The sequence below is a fragment of the Phormidium yuhuli AB48 genome (assembly GCF_023983615.1).
Classification (GTDB): Bacteria; Cyanobacteriota; Cyanobacteriia; order Cyanobacteriales; family Geitlerinemataceae; genus Sodalinema; species Sodalinema yuhuli.
Map to the genome: position 1 here is coordinate 691,892 of NZ_CP098611.1, position 20,472 is coordinate 712,363.

The following is a 20,472-nucleotide window of genomic DNA, read 5'->3' on the forward strand; positions in this document are numbered from 1 at the left end:
TCTGTTGTTAAAGTTACCAAAGCCGGTAAAATATGCTTTAAGATTGCCGAATTTTAGAAATAAGCATTTCCCTATGACCGCAGCCACTCCCTCCGCTCCTACCACAGCACCAGAATTTTGTCAAGGTATTCAATTTTTTGCCGACAGTCTTCCCGGCTGGGAGACCTACGCTAGCCAGCCGGCCCTGGCCGAGGGCGCAACAGCGATTCGTGACCTCAGCGATAAAGCCGCCGTCTATCAAACCCTGCTGGCCGCCGATGCCCTGCGCTATTTAACCCTACAAATCACCTCCAGTAAAGCCTCAGGACATCCCGGCGGCTTTGCCAGTATTTCCGATGCGATCGCGGCCCTGGTCATGTTGGGCTACAAAAACATCATCACCGAAGTGGGACACCACGCCCCCGGATTTTACAGTAACGTCTTCCTCGATCGCTCCCTGGAAGACATGGGCATCAGCACCGTCCAACAATTGCGCGATCGCTTCCGGGAAACCCACGGACTCCTGGGTCACCTCTCCGGACAAATCCCCGGCCTCCTCAACCCCGCCGGACCCCTGGGCCAAGGGCAACACTTCGCCATGGCCGGGGCCAAACTCAACCCCGGCGTACTCTTCCCCGTCACCATCGGCGACGGCGGTATCGGCGAACCCTACGTCATGAGTAGCTTCGGTCACTTCAACACCGCCTACCCCAACGTCACCAACTTTCTACCGATTTTGGTTTGGAACGGCTATAGCCAAGAACACCACAGCATGGTCTCCACCAAAACCAACAGCGAAATGCGGGACTATTGGTCTGGAAACGGCTTCCAAGAGATTATCCTCATCGACGCCAAAGACTACGACGACGCCAACCAGCCCGGAGATTACGTCGACAGCACTCAATTCTCCCTAGAAAAACGCCTAGAGTTCACCCAAGCCCTCCTGCAAGCGGTCCAGACGGCCGCCCAATCCGCCCTCAACGGAACCCTAACGGTGTTGATTGTCAAACAACTGAAAGGGGCCGGCGTTCACAAACGGGGGGCCCAATCCCATAACCTCTATCCCGGAGATACCGTCGAAAAAGACTATATCGCCAACGCCCTACAAGCCCGGGCCCTGACCCCGGACGCCTGGCAATTAGTGCGGACCAACTACGAACGGGCGGCTGGGGGTCCCGCCTCCAAAACCGTCGTCACTGAATTTGAACGGGACGTACCGGATTTAGGAACCCTGCCTCTGAATGAGTTTCCCGTCGGCGGCGAGAAACAGGTGGCCACCACGGCCATGGGAGAACTGGTGGGCTATGTGGGCAAACAGGACCCGGATTTCGTCGTCACCAACGCCGACGGAAATGCCGCCTCGGGGATTAACAATATCAACATTGCCCTCAACATCATTCACCCCACCCCCGACGACACCTACTTTCAAAAGCCAGGGGGTCAAGTCTATGAACCTCTGAGTGAAGATGCTTGTGCCGGTTTAGCCGCCGGACAAGCCCTATTTGGCGGACGGACCCTGTGGTGTTCCTATGAGTCCTTTGTGGTCAACGGTCTCCCCATTTGGCAAACCGTGACCCAAGCCATGGCAGAATTGCGCCGTCCCACCCCAGCCACGATTACCCTGTTTACAGCGGGGGCGTTGGAACAGGGACGTAATGGCTGGACCCACCAACGGCCTGAGATTGAAAACTATTTTGCCGCCATGATGCGCAATGGCAATGTCTTCCCCCTGTTCCCGGTGGATGCCAATAGTATTCAAGCCTGTTATGAGTGGGCGTTGGCACAGAAGAATAAAGGGATTACCATTACCGCCAGTAAGTCCCCCCTCCCGATTCGCACCACGTTCGCCCAAACCCATCAGGCGTTGCAGGATGGGGCGGTGGTCTTGCAAGAGACCCCCGGCAAGAAAACCGTGGTCTTTGCGGTGTTGGGGGATATGGTCTTGTTGCCGGTGGTTGAGGCGGCCCAACAGTTGCAAGAGCAAGGCATTGGCAGCAAAATTGTGGCGGTGGTCAGTCCCCGCCGTCTCTATCGTTCCTCCGATGTGGCTTGGGAGATGTCGAGTCAGAAGGATGGCGGTTTTGTGGATGATGCCAGTTTTGCCCAAATGTTTGACGGGGATGCCCTGTTGGCGGTCACAGGGGGGTCTAGTGCCATGTTAGAACCGGTGATGTTACGCAGTAATAGCCCTCGGGATGTGTTTGCCTGGAAACGGGGTGAAACCGCAGCTAGTGCAGCGGCGGTGATGGCGATTAACGGCATTACCTCGGAGAATTTGGCTAAACGGGCTACGGAGTTACTGGGCTAAGGTTCGGGTCACTCTCGGGTGAGTTGGGGCTATCTCCACTCACCTGGGAGGGACGGGGTTGGTGAGGGGTGAGGGGGGGCTATGTTAGACTCAGAGCAGTTCATTTTTCCCTCACTGTCATGTCTGCTTCTGTTTCTGATTTGTCGCAGACGGCTACTGATACCGTTTCGGCTGAGGAAATTGTGTTTCCTCCCGGTGACCTCCCCAGTAACGAGCCTCCTTGGGAAAGTTCTCTACATCTTCAACAACTCCTGCTTCTGATGAGTTGTCTTAACTGGGTTTGGAGAGACCGTCAGGATTATTTCTGTGCGGGGAATCTCACGGTGTACTATAGTTCCCGTCAGTTGAAACCGGAATTGTTCCGAGGTCCGGATTTTTTTGTGGTCTGTGATACGTCCAACCAGCCTCGCCGTAGTTGGGTGGTTTGGGAGGAGAATGGGAAATATCCCAATTTGATTATTGAACTTTTATCGGACAGCACCGCCAAGGGCGATCGCGGACTCAAGAAACAGATTTATCAGGATATTTTTAGAACCCCCGATTATTTTTGGTTCGACCCTCAGAGTTTAGAGTTTCAGGGGTTTCATTTACTGGATGGTCTCTATCATCCTTTGGAACCGAATGAGTCGGGATGGCTGTGGAGTCAGCAGTTGGGGTTCTATTTAGGGGTGCATGAGGAGCGTTTGCGCTTTTTTACTCCTGAGGGAACTCTGGTTCCCACACCGGAAGAAGCGGCGGAACGTGAGCATCAAATCAATGTCAAACTGAGGGCTAAGCTAGAGGAATTGGGAATCGACCCAGAACAACTCTAATTGAACTGAGTAACGAGAACCCGCCCATTAAGAGACCGAGTTTCTCCAAGAAACCCGGTCTCTGGCCTTGGGGGATAATCAGTCAACCCCTCAGAGTCTTGATGGCTGTTCAGGATATCGAGTGGGATTTGTTGGAACACCAGATTGTAGGAGCGAACGGCGTTCAATGGAGTGCATCTCAGTTAGGAGAGTGAGTCAATCTACTCAATGATAGTTTCCCTTTGCCTTCTTCCCCCTTGCCATCCCTGAAAACCCTAGCTAAACTTAAAGGATGTTCAAACTGACGCCGGAATAATGAGCCTCAGTCTAAATCCTATCCGGAGTATCGATGAAACCTGGGTTCCGGCCACCTGGGATGAGTACCTGCGTGCGTTAAAAAACTCCTCCCAGGTCAAGTCCAAGGGCTATTATACTCATGGACGAATGCAAGTCGATATGCAACTCCCCATCAGCTTCGATCATGGTAGCGACCAAAGTATCATTTCCCTCGCTGTTAACTTATACAGCATTTTGAAAGGCATTCCCTTTCGAGAATTAGATAACTGTTCCTTCCGCAAAACCGCAGAAGTCGAATTTCAGCCGGATTTAGCCTATTATGTGGGGTCTCAAGCCACCGCCATCCCCAGTGGGACGGGAATTATCCATCTCGAAACCTATCCCGTCCCCAATTTAGTCGTAGAAGTTGCCAAATCATCCCTCCTTGATGACCGCACCGTCAAGCGAGTTCTCTATGAAGACGTGGGAGTTGCCGAGTATTGGATTGTTGATGTGGAAAGTGCCCAAGTTTTGGCCTATCAAATGAGCGATCGCGGGAGCCTGAGAATTGATAGTTCCCTCATCTTTCCGGGACTGGACATTGCCCTCCTCAATGAAACGCTACAACGCAGCCGTCATCAGGATCAATCCCAGGTGGGGGCTTGGTTAATGGCCCAATTTCAAGGGGCGAGTGAATCGGGAATCCAGCCCACATAAGCCCTCAAGGCAAAGAATAACCCGCCCATTAAGAGACCGAGTTTCTCCAAGAAACCCGGTCTCTGACTTTGGGGCCAATCAGTCAACCCCTCAGAGTCTTGATTCGCAAAAGAATAACCCGCCCATTAAGAGACCGAGTTTCTCCAAGAAACCCGGTCTCTGACTTTGGGGCCAATCAGTCAACCCCTCAGAGTCTTGATGGCTGTTCAGGATATCGAGTGAGATTTGTTGCCTGGAACACCAGATTGTAGGGGCGAAGAGCCGTTTGCCCCTACTGAAATTCCGAGTTCAGTCGGTGTGGCCAGGTTGGGAGTCACTGTGTCTCCTACAGGGCAAGACTTTCACTTGCATCAAAGAGTCAGTTAGGAGCCAAGGTTTTGGGTTGGTTTCTCCCCGCTGGTTATGTATTAGCCAGCGAACGAATCGCACTCGTGTTTCCATTAATTCCGCTTCCGAAGAAGCGGTGAGTGACTGCACCGGTACTGGGCAACTGACTTATGGCCCTACGTTTCCATTAATTCCGCTTCCGAAGAAGCGGTGAGCCGTTGGGAATGCGAAGAGGTCCTAGGCGGTCGAGGTTTCCATTAATTCCGCTTCCGAAGAAGCGGTGAGGAGCAACCGAATGCCACGTCCCGCAACCACTGTGCCATGGTTTCCATTAATTCCGCTTCCGAAGAAGCGGTGAGCAAGTCTCCTCCGAAGAGACTGTCAATCCGTAATTTCAGTTTCCATTAATTCCGCTTCCGAAGAAGCGGTGAGCTTCTATCGAGAGCCTCGTGGCGGATCATGCCGGAGAGTTTCCATTAATTCCGCTTCCGAAGAAGCAGTGAGCAGTGGGTGGAACCGCTGGTGTTATCACAATCTACGTGTTTCCATTAATTCCGCTTCCGAAGAAGCGGTGAGGGCATAACGGACAGGTGGGATGCCTTTTCTTAGTAACCGTTTCCATTAATTCCGCTTCCGAAGAAGCGGTGAGTCGACCCTGAAACCGGAGAAGGCAACTTTTATGCCCTTCGGTTTCCATTAATTCCGCTTCCGAAGAAGCGGTGAGAGTTGCAGGTGCGTCCGTAGGACCACAAGGGGCATGTTTCCATTAATTTCGCTTCCGAAGAAGCGGTGAGTGTCCGTGACTGAACCACTCGTGCCTCTTCGAACCTTTGTTTCCATTAATTCCGCTTCCGAAGAAGCGGTGAGCGGTGTCCGTCGCACCTTAGCAGACCACCGGCAAAGCAAGTTTCCATTAATTCCGCTTCCGAAGAAGCGGTGAGCGCTTGCGAAGCGGACCGTCGAGCAAAACTATTCGACAATGTTTCCATTAATTCCGCTTCCGAAGAAGCGGTGAGACTTCGTGTACTGGGGGTCTTGGTTTGTCTTTCAAAAGTTTCCATTAATTCCGCTTCCGAAGAAGCGGTGAGCACTTTCTCAAACTGCCGCCGGTGGTTCTCTCGGCGTTTCCATTAATTCCGCTTCCGAAGAAGCGGTGAGGAAAAACCAATGCCAGTCGCATCGTAGCGACACCCTCTGTTTCCATTAATTCCGCTTCCGAAGAAGCGGTGAGATTAGTGAACTGGGTGGCCGACACTAATCCCCTCGTTTCCATTAATTCCGCTTCCGAAGAAGCGGTGAGTTTTCTCGGTTCTCCATTTTCTTCCTTCTTCTCAACATCGTTTCCATTAATTCCGCTTCCGAAGAAGCGGTGAGACCTCTAAACAGGGGCCATTCCAGACCAAGTCAGAAGTTTCCATTAATTCCGCTTCCGAAGAAGCGGTGAGGATCCGCTCCCGAACACCTCCGCCCAGAATGGCAGCATGTTTCCATTAATTCCGCTTCCGAAGAAGCGGTGAGTGTCCAGTGAGTCCATCGCAACATTCTCCAGCAATTTCGGGTTTCCATTAATTCCGCTTCCGAAGAAGCGGTGAGTCGTCAGTTCTCAACCGCTTATGAAGCGGAAAACTGGTTGTTTCCATTAATTCCGCTTCCGAAGAAGCGGTGAGTATTGTGACCTATATGCAAGGTCCATTCCAGACCAAGTCGTTTCCATTAATTCCGCTTCCGAAGAAGCGGTGAGGTTTTGTAGTCGGAATTAATGTTTCGATTGGTTCTTCAAAGTTTCCATTAATTCCGCTTCCGAAGAAGCGGTGAGAACCCCTAAACTCCTCTGTTTACTTAATAAGGTAATGTACAAGTTTCCATTAATTCCGCTTCCGAAGAAGCGGTGAGCTGTAGTAATAATCCTGGTCGCAAACGACCAGGCGTTTCCATTAATTCCGCTTCCGAAGAAGCGGTGAGAAGAAAATGGTTGCTGGGTTCTCGGACTCTCCGTAGTTCGAGTTTCCATTAATTCCGCTTCCGAAGAAGCGGTGAGCGTGCCGAAGCATACGCAATGGCACAATTTTACAAGTTTCCATTAATTCCGCTTCCGAAGAAGCGGTGAGCCGCTACTATAAGTGGTTCTACACAGTGACAACAGGTTTCCATTAATTCCGCTTCCGAAGAAGCGGTGAGCCTTCCAGGGGTTGTTTGAAGGGGTTAGCTCCCTTGCAGATGGTTCCATTAATTCCGCTTCCGAAGAAGCGGTGAGCTCGTCAATTCGGTCGCAATTCGGCCGTAGGGGCTGCGAAGGTTCCATTAATTCCGCTTCCGAAGAAGCGGTGAGGGTTTGTCCGCCTCCGATTTTATAGCGAGGATCGCTGGTTCCATTAATTCCGCTTCCGAAGAAGCGGTGAGAAGTCCTAACCCTTAACGGGGAAAACGGGGAAAAAGAGGTTCCATTAATTCCGCTTCCGAAGAAGCGGTGAGATTTTCGAAACCCAGATCCGCTCTGCTTTTCAGTTTCGCCTCGGTTCCATTAATTCCGCTTCCGAAGAAGCGGTGAGTTTGCTTTTTCTTCTGTCTTTTTTAATTTTCATCCTTGTTCCATTAATTCCGCTTCCGAAGAAGCGGTGAGATTGTCCAGTTACCTCTCCTTTCCAACTCCTTCAGTGGAATTGTTCCATTAATTCCGCTTCCGAAGAAGCGGTGAGGGCAGGCTCATAGAACCCGCTCCACGCCCCGATTGTAACCCCACCGATCCGGGGGGGTCAAGAAAGACCCAACACAAATGAGAATTAGATGCAATAGCCAACTGTCCAACCCCCCGTAAACCCAGATGTAGCAAGAACTATGTGGCACTCCACGACAGAATAGGGGTTTCAGCCATCGCCGGACCCCCGTGGACGATTATCGATTGAGGATAAACCATAACCTTAGCTAATGTCACAGCGAAAGCCATCCCTTCCGTCAATACCCCCCTCATTCTAACCCTCAAACTTTCCAAACAAACGGACAGTAAACCGATCGCTCCCCCACCAAACAAGCCACATAATCCCACACCTGAAGCTCGATCGCCCGCACATACAAAATCGGCTCACCCACTTGGGGATGAGTCACCGAAGTTTGTAACCGCTGTTGCCAAGCGCTCAAAAAACGCTTCAACCCCGCCGGACGGAGATACACCGCACCGCGTACATCAGCCGGGAAAAAGTCGTCAGGTTGCACTCCCCCTCGATTCAGCAAAGATACCACCACCGAATCCACCAAGGGGGCGCGAAATTCCTCCACCAAATCCGAGACTAAACTGGCGTAGCGGGAACTGGGAACATGGAGATTACCGAAGTGGGGATGTAGGCCCACCGCACGAACCAGAGAAAAGACGGTTTGATAGAGAAGTGTGTAGCCCAGACTCAGAAGTGCATTCACGGGGTCGGTGGGGGGACGGCGGCTGCGGTGAGAGAAGGTGAACGGTGGCTGAAGGCAACGTCCCAGTCCTCGAAAATAGATGCGAGTTCCCTGGCCTTCACAACCTAGCAAACCTTCGAGGCTGGGGGATTCCAAAGCCCGATCGCGCCAATCCTTCAATTGCGCGATACAAATGCGAATCTCAGCATCACGACGAGATCGGTTCAACCGTTGCAGCAAAACACGGCAATTGTGGAGTTTTCCCGAGACGATTTGCTGGGCTTGGGTGAGGACGAACTGACGATCGCGCGATCGCTCCACCTGGGCCACCAGGCGTTCAATATCCGGGAGTCCCTCGGCAGACAAACGCCCACAATAGCGCCCGGACTGGGTGAGAAACATCACTGGAATCTGCTGTTGCAAGACTCGATTGACGACAGCATGGGAGAGGGTGCAGCGACCAAACACCACAATATGGCTCAGGCGTTGTAGGGGAAGTGAGACGAGGAGGTTGTCTCCTTGCCAAACTTGCAACTGCTGCTGTTTGAGGCTGAGATAGGTTCCTTGTTCAGCCACATAGAGTGGAATTGTCATAGTGAACGGCGACGGAATCGCCGGGAGTGACAGATAGTTCCTAGCTTCCACTGGCTGATTTGAGTTGTGATTTGAGTTTTTGGGAATAACTCGTCACGGGTTGACTAGGGCCGGCTGTGGTACAACATTGACAACAGCTAATCTTGCTAATCAACTTGCCAATCAACTTGCCAAGGGTATGTCCAAGCGATCGCTCAGCATCTCGGCCACAGGACGACGGGCGGCCATGGCTCGACTCCAAGGTCGCAATCTCAGTCAGCGCGCCTTTGCCAAGGAACTCAACATCGCCTACTCAACGGTTAATCATTTTTTTAATGGGATTGCAGTCGATCGCCGTATTTTTGGGGAAATCTGCGAAGCCTTGGGCCTGGAGTGGGAAGATATCGCGCAAATGCCCGATGAGGTGGATCTGTCAGATATTTTCAACGATGAGCAGACCCCAACCGATTCACCCCATCATCTCCTAGAAACTGTCCAACGCAACTCCAATCGAGCCAGAGCGGCGTTACATCCCTATCTGTTGCAGCCGATTCGACGGGACAGCCTGGAACACCACTGTATGGAAGAGATTAGGCGGGGTTTGCGTCAAGGCAAACGGCGTATTCTTCCGATTTTGGGTGCAGCCGGATATGGTAAAAGTACCCTGCTGGGAATGCTGTACGATCGCCTCCTCGACGAGGCCCAGCCTGAAGAGTGGGTGGCGTTGGCGCGATGCGATGACCTGATTGAGACGGCGGAAACCTTTGAGGAGGAGTTGGGGGAACGATTGAGCGATCGCCCGCTGGCTGACGCAGACGGCAGATGGCGAGGTGGCAAAGCAAACGGCGATCGCTCGCATGACGGAGCGCGATCGTTTGCCCTACTATCTCTGGACAATTTTTCGCCAATTGCTAGTTCTGGTCTCTTTTGAGGAGTTTCAGCGCCTGAGTACCCTGCTGCCTCGGGCAGAACTCCTGTCATTTCGGGCTTTGGCCCTGGCGGCGATCGCCCGAAACGAGCCGGAAACTGGCAGTGTTTTGGCAGGGTTGTCCGACTGGGCAAACACTCAGGATGGAACCTATCGCGAGACGTTGCTGGTGGTGGCGAACTCAGCGCCTCTCGAACGGGCAGAATTAGCGTGGCGACTGGCATTGAGCGTTTTGGAAAACGTGGAAACAGCGTTCGCCAACAAAACAGTAGAACTTTGCAGTTTTTGGTGGCTGAGGCTGCCAAACCAGCATGGCGAACAGCTTGATCGCCTGTTTTCCGCGATTCAAGCTCGGTTTGGCGACAACGAAAACGCCCGCCTCAATCTGTTCGGACAGTTCCTCAGTGCGTTCACAATTGGCGCGTGTCAGCAGGGATATCGCCGCCTCGACGATGGGAGTCTGGCGGTGTTGCGGCGGTGGTACGTTGAGGTGGGTTCGAGCGGGCGCAGTCGCATCTGGGAGCTGCACGCCTTGCCTGAAACCCCTGATGCCGCTCGGGTGGCGTTTGTGGTGATGGCGACGGCACAGCCGCCGAGCAATTCTTTCGAGGAACGGGATGCGGCGTTGCATCTGCTGGTTTTGACGTTTCCGGCACTGTTGCAGCAGGGCGATACGCCGTTCGGGAGTCGCTGGCGAGACCTGTTGGCGGCTCCGCTACCGGAACGCTGGATGGAGTCTGTGGCGGGGGCGCTGGGCAAGTCTTCGGTGGAGGATGCGGCACGATTGCAGGCGTTGTTGGCGTTGGTGTTTGCCGAACGGGGCAATCCTCGACGGGCAATTTTGGCGTTGGAATATGCCATTGAGTTTGGGGGTGGGGAAGCTGTGGCAGCGGCGATGCGTCAGTGGAGCGCCGCTGAGATTCAGGTGAGCCGATTGTCTAGTGTGGCGGGGCTTCTGGCGGAACTGACGGCCTGCAATGCGGGCGCTAAACTGCTGTTGCTGGCATGGATTGCGCCACGTTTGGGCGATCGCCCGTTTGAGTTGATCCCGGCTTGCGATCGCCTGGTTGGGGAAACCACGAGTTTGGGCGATCGCTGGGGACAGCTCTTGATGGGAGTGCTGCCGACGTTACCGGAGAAGTTGCTGAGGCGCGTGTTGAAGAAACTGGAGATTGTACCGGAGGCGGTGAGGCCCTGGTTGGGGCAGTTGGAGTTGAAAGAGGCGCGTCTGTTGCGGGTGAAGGGCGATCGCGCCTTGGCGGAGAAGGGACCCGAAGCTGGGGATGAGGGGGCGTTGCTGCGTCTGTTAGCCGCCTGTGAAGACCCATCCCGAGAGGTGGCACTGACGGCATCCTGGGCGGTGTTGGCGGTGGCAGAAGAACGAGGAATGGCTCTGTTGTCCCTGGCCTCGGGATTGGCATCGCCCCTGGTGGGGGTGCGGCAGAATCTCCTGGGGGCGGCAGTTGAGGGGCTGAGGGCGGGCTATGGTACTCAGGGGGAGGTGTTGGAGTTGGTTCGCTGTGTGCGCGATGAGGAGCGGCCGGAAGTCTATCAGGTGCTGTTTCAGTTGCTTGAAACCCTGATTTATCGATCGCAGCAGCAGGGTGAGCGGGTGGAGTTGGCGGTGGCTGAGGCGGTTTGGGAGAGGGTTGATCGCCTGGTGGAGACACCGGCTTTGCTGAATCCGGTCGCCGGTGCGGCGTTTTTGGCTCTCAATCGTTTGGCGATGCAGGAAGACTCCTCCTGGGTGTTGCCGTTACAGGTGCGGACGCGGCGTTTGTTTCAGGTGGTGGATATTAAGCGGAAAGTGGATCGCACGGTGATGACGGGGCTATTGGTGCGGTTGGGGAAATATGACCCGGATTTTCTCAGGCGGTTGGTGGTTGAGGATTGTTTGAATGGGGAGTCACCCCTTCCGGCGGCGAATCAAGCGGCGTTGGTGGTGACGGTGGCGAAGGAGCGTGGGGTGTCGTCGGAGTTGTTGGATCGGTTATTGGATTGTCGGGAAACGCCGGATTTGGTGAAGGCGCGGATTCTTCGGGAACGAGGTTTGTAAGAGATGAGTTGGGGTTGAAACACCTCGGACAGTTTCAGGATTGTGGGAGTTATGCAGATAGGAAACGCCCGATTTGGTTCCACCAAATCGGGCGTTTCCATTAATTCCGTTTCCGAAGAAACGGGGAGAGGGCTAGATATCATAAACAGTCTGGGCAAAGTGTGTTTCCATTAATTCCGTTTCCGAAGAAACGGGGAGTCGTCGCAAGCTCTTTTGGTTCTATATGGATCTTTTTGTTTCCATTAATTCCGTTTCCGAAGAAACGGGGAGCGACCTGCTTGGACTGCTGAGTTTCATATTCGGGCAACTTTGTTTCCATTAATTCCGTTTCCGAAGAAACGGGGAGCTACTTCTCGAGATAGGAGAGAAAATAAAGATAATGTTTCCATTAATTCCGTTTCCGAAGAAACGGGGAGTTTTTAATTGCACTGTATCTGTACCCAACCAAGTCCAGTTTCCATTAATTCCGTTTCCGAAGAAACGGGGAGGTTTTATAACGGCCCATCTGCATGGGAAGGAGTGACAAGTTTCCATTAATTCCGTTTCCGAAGAAACGGGGAGTGGTTGCACTGCAGCTCAACGTGCTAGTCTAACTGATCGTTTCCATTAATTCCGTTTCCGAAGAAACGGGGAGAAGAAGATGCAGAAAATCATTTGGAAGACCTGCATCGGTTTCCATTAATTCCGTTTCCGAAGAAACGGGGAGCGGTGCAGGGTAACTCATTAGCATCACAGTGGCGCATCAGTTTCCATTAATTCCGTTTCCGAAGAAACGGGGAGAGAAGGCTTCGATTGCTTTCAAGTAAGGGAGGCTTGTTTCCATTAATTCCGTTTCCGAAGAAACGGGGAGACGAAACTCTCGGGTCTTTGAAACACAGGCCGAGTGGTTTCCATTAATTCCGTTTCCGAAGAAACGGGGAGCATTTCGGAACCAACGGTGCAACAACCGTTGCGAAACAGTGTTTCCATTAATTCCGTTTCCGAAGAAACGGGGAGTTTTTTTTGCTGTTGTTTTGTTTTTCTTGTTTTTCCTGTTTCCATTAATTCCGTTTCCGAAGAAACGGGGAGTTGTCCCCAAGGCTACACCCTCAGGGAAACGTACTGCCGTTTCCATTAATTCCGTTTCCGAAGAAACGGGGAGTCAAAGGGGTGCTCCAGGAGAAATCCTGAATTACCTAGAGTTTCCATTAATTCCGTTTCCGAAGAAACGGGGAGTGTTGATGAAGTGATCGATGAGTATCACCGCCAGGTAGAACAGTTTCCATTAATTCCGTTTCCGAAGAAACGGGGAGCAGTGGAATAATGTTGACGATGCGACACGTCGTCTCCGTTTCCATTAATTCCGTTTCCGAAGAAACGGGGAGCATTTTTGGTATTCACGTTTTTATTCTTGTTTAATGCTGTTTCCATTAATTCCGTTTCCGAAGAAACGGGGAGTCAGTTTTCCACCCTGTGCTTTGTTCTCAATTTTGTTTCCATTAATTCCGTTTCCGAAGAAACGGGGAGTTTCTCCTCTTGGCATTGCTATTGAGTGTTCCTTCACGTTTCCATTAATTCCGTTTCCGAAGAAACGGGGAGACAGGACCTCTGGAAAAACAGGAGCCCGGTGGAAATGCCGGGGTTTCCATTAATTCCGTTTCCGAAGAAACGGGGAGCCAACGAATTTGGTATTCAAACCACCGTTATGCAATTGGAGTTTCCATTAATTCCGTTTCCGAAGAAACGGGGAGCCATGCCAACAGTAGTTTCTGTGGGGAGGAACACATTGTTTCCATTAATTCCGTTTCCGAAGAAACGGGGAGGTCAGTATTGCTTCGGACATCTCCGAAAATAATGCTGTTTCCATTAATTCCGTTTCCGAAGAAACGGGGAGTTTTTCTTTGAGAAAAAAGAAGCGGACTGGGAGCTTTACGTTTCCATTAATTCCGTTTCCGAAGAAACGGGGAGCAGCAGGTATAGCAAATGCAAACAAGACTAACAACATTAGTTTCCATTAATTCCGTTTCCGAAGAAACGGGGAGGAACTTTATACCCCGGTAGCAATCTTGGTTTAGGTATGATGTTTCCATTAATTCCGTTTCCGAAGAAACGGGGAGTTTTTTCGTTTGTGCCTTTTTGGCTTGGGGAACCGTCGTGTTTCCATTAATTCCGTTTCCGAAGAAACGGGGAGACTTTAACTCTCGTGAAGAGGCGGAACGGCGACTGGAGGAGTTTCCATTAATTCCGTTTCCGAAGAAACGGGGAGCAACTCCGTTTTGATCCTCCGACAATGCCACCCTACAGTTTCCATTAATTCCGTTTCCGAAGAAACGGGGAGCATTTATTGGTCACGTGTCCGAAACGTGATCATCGGGTTTCCATTAATTCCGTTTCCGAAGAAACGGGGAGCTTTTCCCAGGAAGGAAACGGAGGGTACTGTTACTCCGTAATGTTTCCATTAATTCCGTTTCCGAAGAAACGGGGAGCGGGGATTCGATCTAATACGCGGTCGCCGCTTTCCGTTTCCATTAATTCCGTTTCCGAAGAAACGGGGAGCCTTTTGCTCCACCAAGAGAGTGCGAACGCATCTATGGTTTCCATTAATTCCGTTTCCGAAGAAACGGGGAGTTTTTTAGGGTCGCTCTTGGCTTCTTCCCCCTCCTGCAGTTTCCATTAATTCCGTTTCCGAAGAAACGGGGAGTTAGGCTCGCTCTTGATGCCCTGCCCTCCTGCCCAGCAGTTTCCATTAATTCCGTTTCCGAAGAAACGGGGAGCTTTGGGGTGAAAGCCCTAGGAGAGTGGAAGAGATAAATGTTTCCATTAATTCCGTTTCCGAAGAAACGGGGAGTTTTTCGTTTTTCGTTTGCTGTTTCTTGGCATGGGGAACAGTTTCCATTAATTCCGTTTCCGAAGAAACGGGGAGCGGTTTCCGTGATAGCGGTAGCCTCCCAGATGCGTATTTCCGTTTCCATTAATTCCGTTTCCGAAGAAACGGGGAGTTATCGCACTCGTGGTTTGGGGGGTTTTTACCTCCGTTTCCATTAATTCCGTTTCCGAAGAAACGGGGAGAGGGGTAAGCGATGCCTCTAGGGAGGTATATAGACCGTTTCCATTAATTCCGTTTCCGAAGAAACGGGGAGTTTCTTTTTTAGCAGCCTGTTTTTTAGCAGCCTTTTTGTTTCCATTAATTCCGTTTCCGAAGAAACGGGGAGGTGCCTCTAGTTTCATCGGCAATGCGAATCAGCAGTTTGGTTTCCATTAATTCCGTTTCCGAAGAAACGGGGAGATATAGTTCTTCCCTTAGAGAGATCGGTGAAAACCTCGTTTCCATTAATTCCGTTTCCGAAGAAACGGGGAGTTTGTTTTTTAGGGGCCTTTTTGGGTTCCCTGGGTGTTTCCATTAATTCCGTTTCCGAAGAAACGGGGAGTTTCGGTATGCCGCCTACCCAAGGCGATCGAGGACGTTTCCATTAATTCCGTTTCCGAAGAAACGGGGAGAACATACACAAGAAGAAAAAACAAGATGATAAGAGTAAACAAGTTTCCATTAATTCCGTTTCCGAAGAAACGGGGAGGGCAGGCTCATAGAACCCGCTCCACGCCCCGATTGTAACCCCATAGATCCGGGGGGGTCAAGAAAGACCCCGCACAATTGAGAATTAGACCCAATAGTCGAGAGTCCGACTCCCCGTAAACCCAGATGTAGCAAGAAATATGTGGCACTCCACGAGAGAATAGGGGTTTCAGCCATCGCCGGCCCCCCGTGGATGCTTATCATTTGAAAGTAAACCATCAGTTCAAATTATATAAACACGAAAAGTCCCCAGTTGCAAGCCGAACCGGGGACAGCAGATCGGTATCAGAACGATCGCCGAATAATGAGGTTTCCATTCATTCCGCTTCCGCAGAAGCGATGACTCACCCAAGGATGAATCTGGAAACCAGCATAAAAAGAGACTCCAACAAAAAACAGGTCACCGTGACCTAGACAACTCCGGACAAATGCGATCGCGCACCGACGGCGGTAACGTCTCGAACTCCTCCAGCAAAAAATCCAGCAACGCCAAATGCAACAAATCATTGTCCGTCGGCGGACGATGATACCGTCCCTGCTTGAACCAACGGCGAACCGTCGACTGAGAACGCCGACAAATATCAGCCAACTCCTCCTGCGTCACCGACCACTTGAAATAGAACGCCTGGGGACTCATGCGCCAACTACAATCACAGTAAGCGCGAATCAACCGACGTTCCCGGATGCCAATCTCTCTCGGTTGTTTCACCAAAACGCCCCCCTCAAACAATAAACACATCATCATCAATCGACCAATCCGGTTGAACCCCCAAAATGAGCGCCGTTTCCCGAGAACGACCAGAAATGGCATAAAAACGCACCTGGTCTTCTCGGGGTGCAATAATGCGGTCCAACCCCCTCAACAGTTGTTCCTGTTGCTTGGGAGTCAGCACACATTCAAACACCGACTTCTGAACCCGCAACCCATAGCGCAACAGCAACTTCGCCACCCGATTGCGTCGGGAATCCGCCACAATGTCGTAACAAATCAAATAAAGCCGTTCCATCAGTCCACCTCCCATTTCCATCACTTAATCGGGCGCAACATGGGACGATACGCCTCCACATCTCCCAACAAACAGGCCAAATACTCCCGAACCTGAAGTTCCAGACAACGACGATAGGTAACGCGATATCCCGTCGTCAGATGGGTCATCTCCGTTTGCAGCTTGTTCTCCCAATGCTTGACGAACTTGCGCAACGCATCAGGATGTAGATAGACCCCACCGCGCTCATCTGGCGGCGTGAAGTCATCCGCTTGCAGGACCGAGGAATTGATGAGATAGGCCACAAAGGAGTCCACCAGGGGCGATCGGAATTCCTCCATCAAATCGCAGACCAACCCAGGGCGATGGTCCAACGTCACGTGCAGATTGCCGAAATGGGAGTGCAAGCCAATGGCTTCAACAAAGGCATAGAGGTTGTAGCTCAGCAGGGTATAGCCCAAACTCATCAGACTATTAGCCGGGTCTTGCGGCGGACGCTTGCTACGTTTCGCAAACTGAAACTCCGTCTTCAACAAAGACCCGAAGCCACGAAAATATACTGATGCGCCTTTCCCCTCATACCCCAGTAACGCTTCTACGGAATCCGCTAAGGGAAGATAGTCCATCAGCGTCGCCAACTGGTCAATAGCCGTGATAGCTTCTGGGGTTTGTCGCCGTCGGTTCAGCCGCAGCAGCAAGACACGACTGTTGTGCAGTTTGGCCCGCACAATGGTCTCAGCCTGGGTGCGGACAAAGTCAGCATCAGCGGCGCATTGCACCTGACGCGCCAGGTACTCGACCTTGGCATTTCCCTGGCGGTTGAGTCGTCCGAAATAGCGCCCCTGGTTGGAGAGATAGGTCACGGAAATACCCCGTGACAGGGCTAAACGAACGGCACCGTGGGAGAGGTTGCAGCAGCCGAATAGAACCACGTGGGTCACCCGGTTGACGGGAACCTGCATTTGGAGTTGATGCTGGTGAAAGACCTGGAATTGGTAATGGCGGGCCTTGAGATAGGCCCCTTGGTCGGTAACGTAGAGAGTCGTCATCGGGTCAGCGAAATAGTGAGCAGGGGGTGCAGTGGAACACTGAGGGGTAGGCGGTTTCAGGGAACAGGCGCGGGGTGCGCGGGAGGGCGGCCGCACGGGACGACGTTTGGGGGTTGCGCCGTAGGGACGAGCTAGACCCCGTTTGAGTTGAGGGGGTGGGGGTTCGGTTAGGATTGCGTTCTCAAAGCGGTAGCTGAGGAAGCTAAATGGCTGGTCTGGGGCAAAAATTTGAGTTTTGTCGGGTTGCAGGCTGAGATAGAGCTGTTTGAGCCAATTTTGAATGTGCTGTAAGACGCGCTCGGCTTGGCTGAGGCTATCGCAGGCGAGAACGAGGTCGTCGCCGTAGCGCACTAGACGATAGCCCGATGTGATGCAGCGGCGATCGAACTCGGTAAGATACAGATTGGCTAAAGCGCCCGACAGGATATTGCCCTGAACCACCCCCTGACTGGAACGGCTGAGGGTTCCCTGAATGACAATCCCGGCTTCGACTTGCTGCATGACGGCTTCACGGCTGGGGGAGTCCAGGTCGAGGCCGTCGAGGGCGGCCCGTAGGATGCCGTGACAGAGATGGTCGAAAAACTGGGCGATGTCAGCTTTGACGGTCCAGGTGGGTCGTTCTTGATAGAGTTCAAAGTAATGCCAGGCACTCTGTTTGATACCCCGGCCGGGACGATAGGCGTAGCTACAGTCGAGGAAGTGGTCTTCGAGGGGACAGTAGAGGTCTTGGAGTAGGCATCGCTGCACGATTCTGTCGCGCACTGTTGAAATTCCCAGTAGTCGTTGACCGCCGCTGGGTTTGCGCAGGTAAAAGCCTTTGGCGGGTTGGGGGAAATAGGTGTCGTTGTGGAGTTGCTGCTGTAGCTGTTGCAGTTGGTCGCGATAGAGACTGGCGAACCAATCGACGGTCATGCCGTCCACGCCAGCCATACGACTGCCGCGCCTCACCTGTTGCCAGGCGATACGAAGTTGTTGTGGGTCGATGTTCATCTGGGGTTAAAATGCGACCCCTCGATGCTGGCAACGGCTGATTTGAGTTTTGGTTTGAGTTGGAGTGGGCGGTTGGAGTCAGTTATGGAGTAAGAAACCGAGTGTCTGAGAGACACCCGGTTTCTGGTATGCGAATATTAGGGCAACCTTGCAGCCGCAAGAAACCGAGTGTCTGAGAGACACCCGGTTTCTGGTATTCGACCCAAGTTTATCCAGATGGGGTTGGCTTAGCCGTTAAGCCAGTGATATGGTGCGTTGCGGTAGGGGCGAAAAATTTTTCGCTATTAAGCGTTAAATGGGTTTGAGCCGCAACACACCCTACCGTTCAAACCAGAACTCAAATCACCCTAGCGACCATGGATGCTGTCCCTGACGATAGACATCCATGACAACGTTATATCTAACCCGACCCCAAATCACCCTGAGGGGCGATCGCACCCACTTCACCCTTCACCACCGCCATCTCATCAGCAGCCGTTATCCCATTTCCAACGTCCAACAAATCGTCTGCTTTGAAGGCGCACAACTTCATCGCAGTAGCCAACGGGAAATCCAACGTCAGCGGATTCCCCTGCTGCAACTCGATCGCACGGGAGCCATCTGTGGCCGCTGGAATCCCGCCATCTCCCCGGTTCAGCGTCACGCCTCCCCCAGTCACTATCTTGACCTGGCCCAATGGCTGGCGCAGTCTCATCTCAAAGAGGCGATGGACTTACTCAAACACCTCAAGGGAACACCAACCCTGGCCGCCACTCGTTCTATTTTGGCCCTTCTCCACGACAGCCTCGGCGACGCTGACACCTTAGACCTAGTTCGGGGGTACTACGCCACCGCCACCGCCTACTACGATCGCGCCTTACGAGAATCCCTCACCGCCTATCTCCTACAACTCAACGGTTCCCGTCCGCTGATGTCCCTCAGTCAACTCCTGCGCGTCGGCGAATCGCTCCTCCATCACCGCTTAGAACTGGCCCTTAGCCACGCTCACCTCGACCTCAGCCTAGCTTACCTGCACAGTCCCACGGACTGCGAAGTCCCTCTCGTCTGTGATGGCGTAGCGGTGTTGCGTCCAGGATTTGTGGATGGGTTTGTTTGGCGTTGGCTGCACCGTTGCAGTGGCGGTTCCCGCACTTGGCTGGGGTTCTGTACCGCTTGGGAGCGTCAACCCTTGCTGGGGGATTGTCTCGATGAGTGGGTGGAACGGCTGAGTCGTTGGAGTGATCAAACCACCTAGATGTCTGCACCCCCCAGTCTCCCAGGACGGCTGGGGGAGTCTGTTGGAAGACGAACGGTTTTTTAATCCGCCGTTTGGGACGACAAACCTTGTCCGCAGACCCTATATTAGATATAGCGTTTCTCATTGACCTGGGGTACAGCCCACTCAAATAGAAGCGGCTGCCCGGCCAAAGAATATTTCTGTCTTCAAGATGCACGTCATCACACGCAAGCGGCTCAATGAATTTGCGGCTAAGTACCCAGAAACAGAAAAGGCATTAGCCCGTTGGTATAAAATAGTGAAAGCAGAAAACTTTAAGTCTTTTGCTGAACTGCGTCGTCGGTTTCCCAGTGCCGATCAAGTTGACAAACTCACGGTTTTTAATATTGGTGGCAACAAAATCCGGCTAATCGCGGCAATTCATTATAATCGACAAAAGCTTTACATTCGGGCAGTCCTCACTCACGCAGAGTATAATCTAGGAAAATGGAAAAAGTAACCCTGTTAAGCATTGATGAAACTCAAAACCTGTGGCAACCTCTAGCCAATCAGTTAGTGATTCCCCGTGATGAAGCCAGGTATCAATACTTGGTCGATTGGCTAGATCAACTCATTGATGAAGTTGGAGAAAATGAACAGCATCCCCTGGCTTCTTTGATGGAAATCATTGGCATTTTAATTGAAAATTATGAATCCCATCATGTCCCGGAACTTCACGATTGATGGACTCTCAGAGTTCAGGGAGATAAAATCCCTCCAGTTCCCTTGACAAACTAGGATTGTATTTGCCATACTGGAGATAGCCAAAAAGGAAGTTCCCTCAGCGAGACGGACTGTTTTGTTGGCTTGGTAGAGTGAGGTCTCCGGACCGCTCCCAGGCCCCGCTCGCAAAACAATGAGGACTCCGTCATGGCTAACCCACTCAACAACGGACTGACCTTCAAGCTTGCGACCATTGCGGTTTGCCAATTCACCGTGGTCACTAGCTTGCCTCCCGACGTCAGCGGCACAGTGCAAAACGTCGGCTCGGCTGTCCTGTCAGTGGTGGATGACCGCACCTTTCGCGGCTGGCTTGACCGATTCTGCGATCGCAAGCGGGATAATGACGACGACCAGCAGCAACAGGAAAGCGACAGCCAACTCCCTGACAGCGACGAAGACCAAGACGACCAAGCCGCTGACCCAGACAACCTCGACCCAAATTCCCAAGAAAGTCCCGAAAACGGCCCCGATGACCGGGAAGGCGACCCAGGCCTCGAGGATTAGACGTCCGTCAACCCAGTTTCAAGCTGAAACTGGGTTATTTATTTTTATTTAATTGTTATCCAGTTGA

13 protein-coding genes and 2 CRISPR repeat arrays are annotated in these 20,472 nt (G+C 52.3%); of the genes, 9 read left to right on the forward strand and 4 right to left on the reverse strand.

Going from position 1 to position 20,472, the window contains the following annotated elements; genetic code table 11:
* Positions 1 to 73: 73 nt before the first annotated feature.
* The 3 genes from NEA10_RS02870 (at position 74) to NEA10_RS02880 (ending at position 4,071) form a co-directional block, all read left to right on the forward strand.
* Positions 74 to 2,287 (forward strand): phosphoketolase family protein, encoded by a 2,214-nt coding sequence (locus tag NEA10_RS02870; protein WP_252663717.1) that lies wholly within the window; start codon positions 74 to 76, stop codon positions 2,285 to 2,287.
* A gap of 119 nt (positions 2,288 to 2,406) precedes the next feature.
* Positions 2,407 to 3,099 carry a Uma2 family endonuclease gene (locus NEA10_RS02875; protein ID WP_252663718.1) on the forward strand — a complete coding sequence of 231 codons (693 nt, stop codon included), beginning with the start codon at positions 2,407 to 2,409 and terminating at the stop codon, positions 3,097 to 3,099.
* A gap of 294 nt (positions 3,100 to 3,393) precedes the next feature.
* Positions 3,394 to 4,071 (forward strand): Uma2 family endonuclease, encoded by a 678-nt coding sequence (locus tag NEA10_RS02880; RefSeq protein WP_252663719.1) that lies wholly within the window; start codon positions 3,394 to 3,396, stop codon positions 4,069 to 4,071.
* Between the two features lie 433 nt (positions 4,072 to 4,504).
* Positions 4,505 to 7,094: a CRISPR direct-repeat array (repeat unit 35 nt; unit sequence GTTTCCATTAATTCCGCTTCCGAAGAAGCGGTGAG).
* A gap of 280 nt (positions 7,095 to 7,374) precedes the next feature.
* On the opposite strand, the gene cas1 (NEA10_RS02885) is transcribed toward NEA10_RS02880, so the two are convergent.
* Positions 7,375 to 8,382: a CRISPR-associated endonuclease Cas1 gene (gene cas1, locus NEA10_RS02885; protein ID WP_252663720.1), complete on the reverse strand. Its 1,008-nt coding sequence runs from the start codon at positions 8,380 to 8,382 to the stop codon at positions 7,375 to 7,377.
* 127 nt (positions 8,383 to 8,509) lie between these two features.
* Here cas1 (NEA10_RS02885) and NEA10_RS02890 point away from each other — a divergent pair, with 127 nt between their 5' ends.
* Both NEA10_RS02890 and NEA10_RS02895 read left to right on the forward strand, forming a co-directional pair.
* Positions 8,510 to 9,292, forward strand: a complete 783-nt coding sequence (locus NEA10_RS02890; protein WP_252663721.1) for a helix-turn-helix domain-containing protein — start codon at positions 8,510 to 8,512, stop codon at positions 9,290 to 9,292.
* Positions 9,192 to 11,345, forward strand: a complete 2,154-nt coding sequence (locus NEA10_RS02895) for a hypothetical protein (RefSeq protein WP_252663722.1) — start codon at positions 9,192 to 9,194, stop codon at positions 11,343 to 11,345. Before NEA10_RS02890 ends, NEA10_RS02895 begins: the two co-directional genes overlap by 101 nt.
* Before the next feature lie 93 nt (positions 11,346 to 11,438).
* Positions 11,439 to 14,899: a CRISPR direct-repeat array (repeat unit 35 nt; unit sequence GTTTCCATTAATTCCGTTTCCGAAGAAACGGGGAG).
* 399 nt (positions 14,900 to 15,298) lie between these two features.
* Here NEA10_RS02895 and NEA10_RS02900 read toward each other — a convergent pair.
* The 3 genes from NEA10_RS02900 to cas1 (NEA10_RS02910) are packed head-to-tail and all read right to left on the reverse strand — an operon-like array spanning position 15,299 to position 17,923.
* The gene (locus NEA10_RS02900) at positions 15,299 to 15,607 is read right to left on the reverse strand and encodes a helix-turn-helix domain-containing protein (RefSeq protein WP_252663723.1); all 309 of its coding nucleotides are present in this window, start codon (positions 15,605 to 15,607) and stop codon (positions 15,299 to 15,301) included.
* 13 nt (positions 15,608 to 15,620) lie between these two features.
* Positions 15,621 to 15,905, reverse strand: coding sequence for a CRISPR-associated endonuclease Cas2 (gene cas2, locus NEA10_RS02905; protein WP_087711859.1), 285 nt, complete (start codon positions 15,903 to 15,905; stop codon positions 15,621 to 15,623).
* 20 nt (positions 15,906 to 15,925) lie between these two features.
* A complete protein-coding gene (gene cas1, locus NEA10_RS02910; RefSeq protein WP_252663724.1) occupies positions 15,926 to 17,923 on the reverse strand; it encodes a CRISPR-associated endonuclease Cas1 in 1,998 nt (665 codons plus the stop codon).
* A gap of 385 nt (positions 17,924 to 18,308) precedes the next feature.
* Here cas1 (NEA10_RS02910) and NEA10_RS02915 point away from each other — a divergent pair, with 385 nt between their 5' ends.
* The 4 genes from NEA10_RS02915 (at position 18,309) to NEA10_RS02930 (ending at position 20,405) form a co-directional block, all read left to right on the forward strand.
* On the forward strand, positions 18,309 to 19,157 hold the full coding sequence (locus tag NEA10_RS02915) for a CRISPR-associated endonuclease Cas1 (RefSeq protein WP_252663725.1): 849 nt from the start codon (positions 18,309 to 18,311) through the stop codon (positions 19,155 to 19,157).
* Positions 19,158 to 19,350: 193 nt separating this feature from the next.
* Positions 19,351 to 19,638, forward strand: a complete 288-nt coding sequence (locus NEA10_RS02920) for a type II toxin-antitoxin system HigB family toxin (RefSeq protein WP_252663726.1) — start codon at positions 19,351 to 19,353, stop codon at positions 19,636 to 19,638.
* Entirely contained in the window at positions 19,626 to 19,862 is a 237-nt protein-coding gene (locus tag NEA10_RS02925; RefSeq protein ID WP_252663727.1) for a hypothetical protein, read from the forward strand. Before NEA10_RS02920 ends, NEA10_RS02925 begins: the two co-directional genes overlap by 13 nt.
* 186 nt (positions 19,863 to 20,048) lie before the next feature.
* Positions 20,049 to 20,405: a hypothetical protein gene (locus NEA10_RS02930; RefSeq protein WP_252663728.1), complete on the forward strand. Its 357-nt coding sequence runs from the start codon at positions 20,049 to 20,051 to the stop codon at positions 20,403 to 20,405.
* Positions 20,406 to 20,472: the final 67 nt, after the last annotated feature.

Excerpts from the sequence above, each read along its gene's own strand:
- NEA10_RS02870 (WP_252663717.1), top strand. The coding sequence starts at position 74 with ATGACCGCAGCCACTCCCTCCGCTCCTACCACAGCACCAGAATTTTGT.
- NEA10_RS02880 (WP_252663719.1), top strand. The coding sequence starts at position 3,394 with ATGAGCCTCAGTCTAAATCCTATCCGGAGTATCGATGAAACCTGGGTT.
- NEA10_RS02875 (WP_252663718.1), top strand. The coding sequence starts at position 2,407 with ATGTCTGCTTCTGTTTCTGATTTGTCGCAGACGGCTACTGATACCGTT.
- cas1 (WP_252663724.1), bottom strand. The coding sequence starts at position 17,923 with ATGAACATCGACCCACAACAACTTCGTATCGCCTGGCAACAGGTGAGG.
- cas1 (WP_252663720.1), bottom strand. The coding sequence starts at position 8,382 with ATGACAATTCCACTCTATGTGGCTGAACAAGGAACCTATCTCAGCCTC.
- NEA10_RS02920 (WP_252663726.1), top strand. The coding sequence starts at position 19,351 with ATGCACGTCATCACACGCAAGCGGCTCAATGAATTTGCGGCTAAGTAC.
- NEA10_RS02915 (WP_252663725.1), top strand. The coding sequence starts at position 18,309 with ATGACAACGTTATATCTAACCCGACCCCAAATCACCCTGAGGGGCGAT.
- NEA10_RS02925 (WP_252663727.1), top strand. The coding sequence starts at position 19,626 with ATGGAAAAAGTAACCCTGTTAAGCATTGATGAAACTCAAAACCTGTGG.
- NEA10_RS02930 (WP_252663728.1), top strand. The coding sequence starts at position 20,049 with ATGGCTAACCCACTCAACAACGGACTGACCTTCAAGCTTGCGACCATT.
- cas2 (WP_087711859.1), bottom strand. The coding sequence starts at position 15,905 with ATGGAACGGCTTTATTTGATTTGTTACGACATTGTGGCGGATTCCCGA.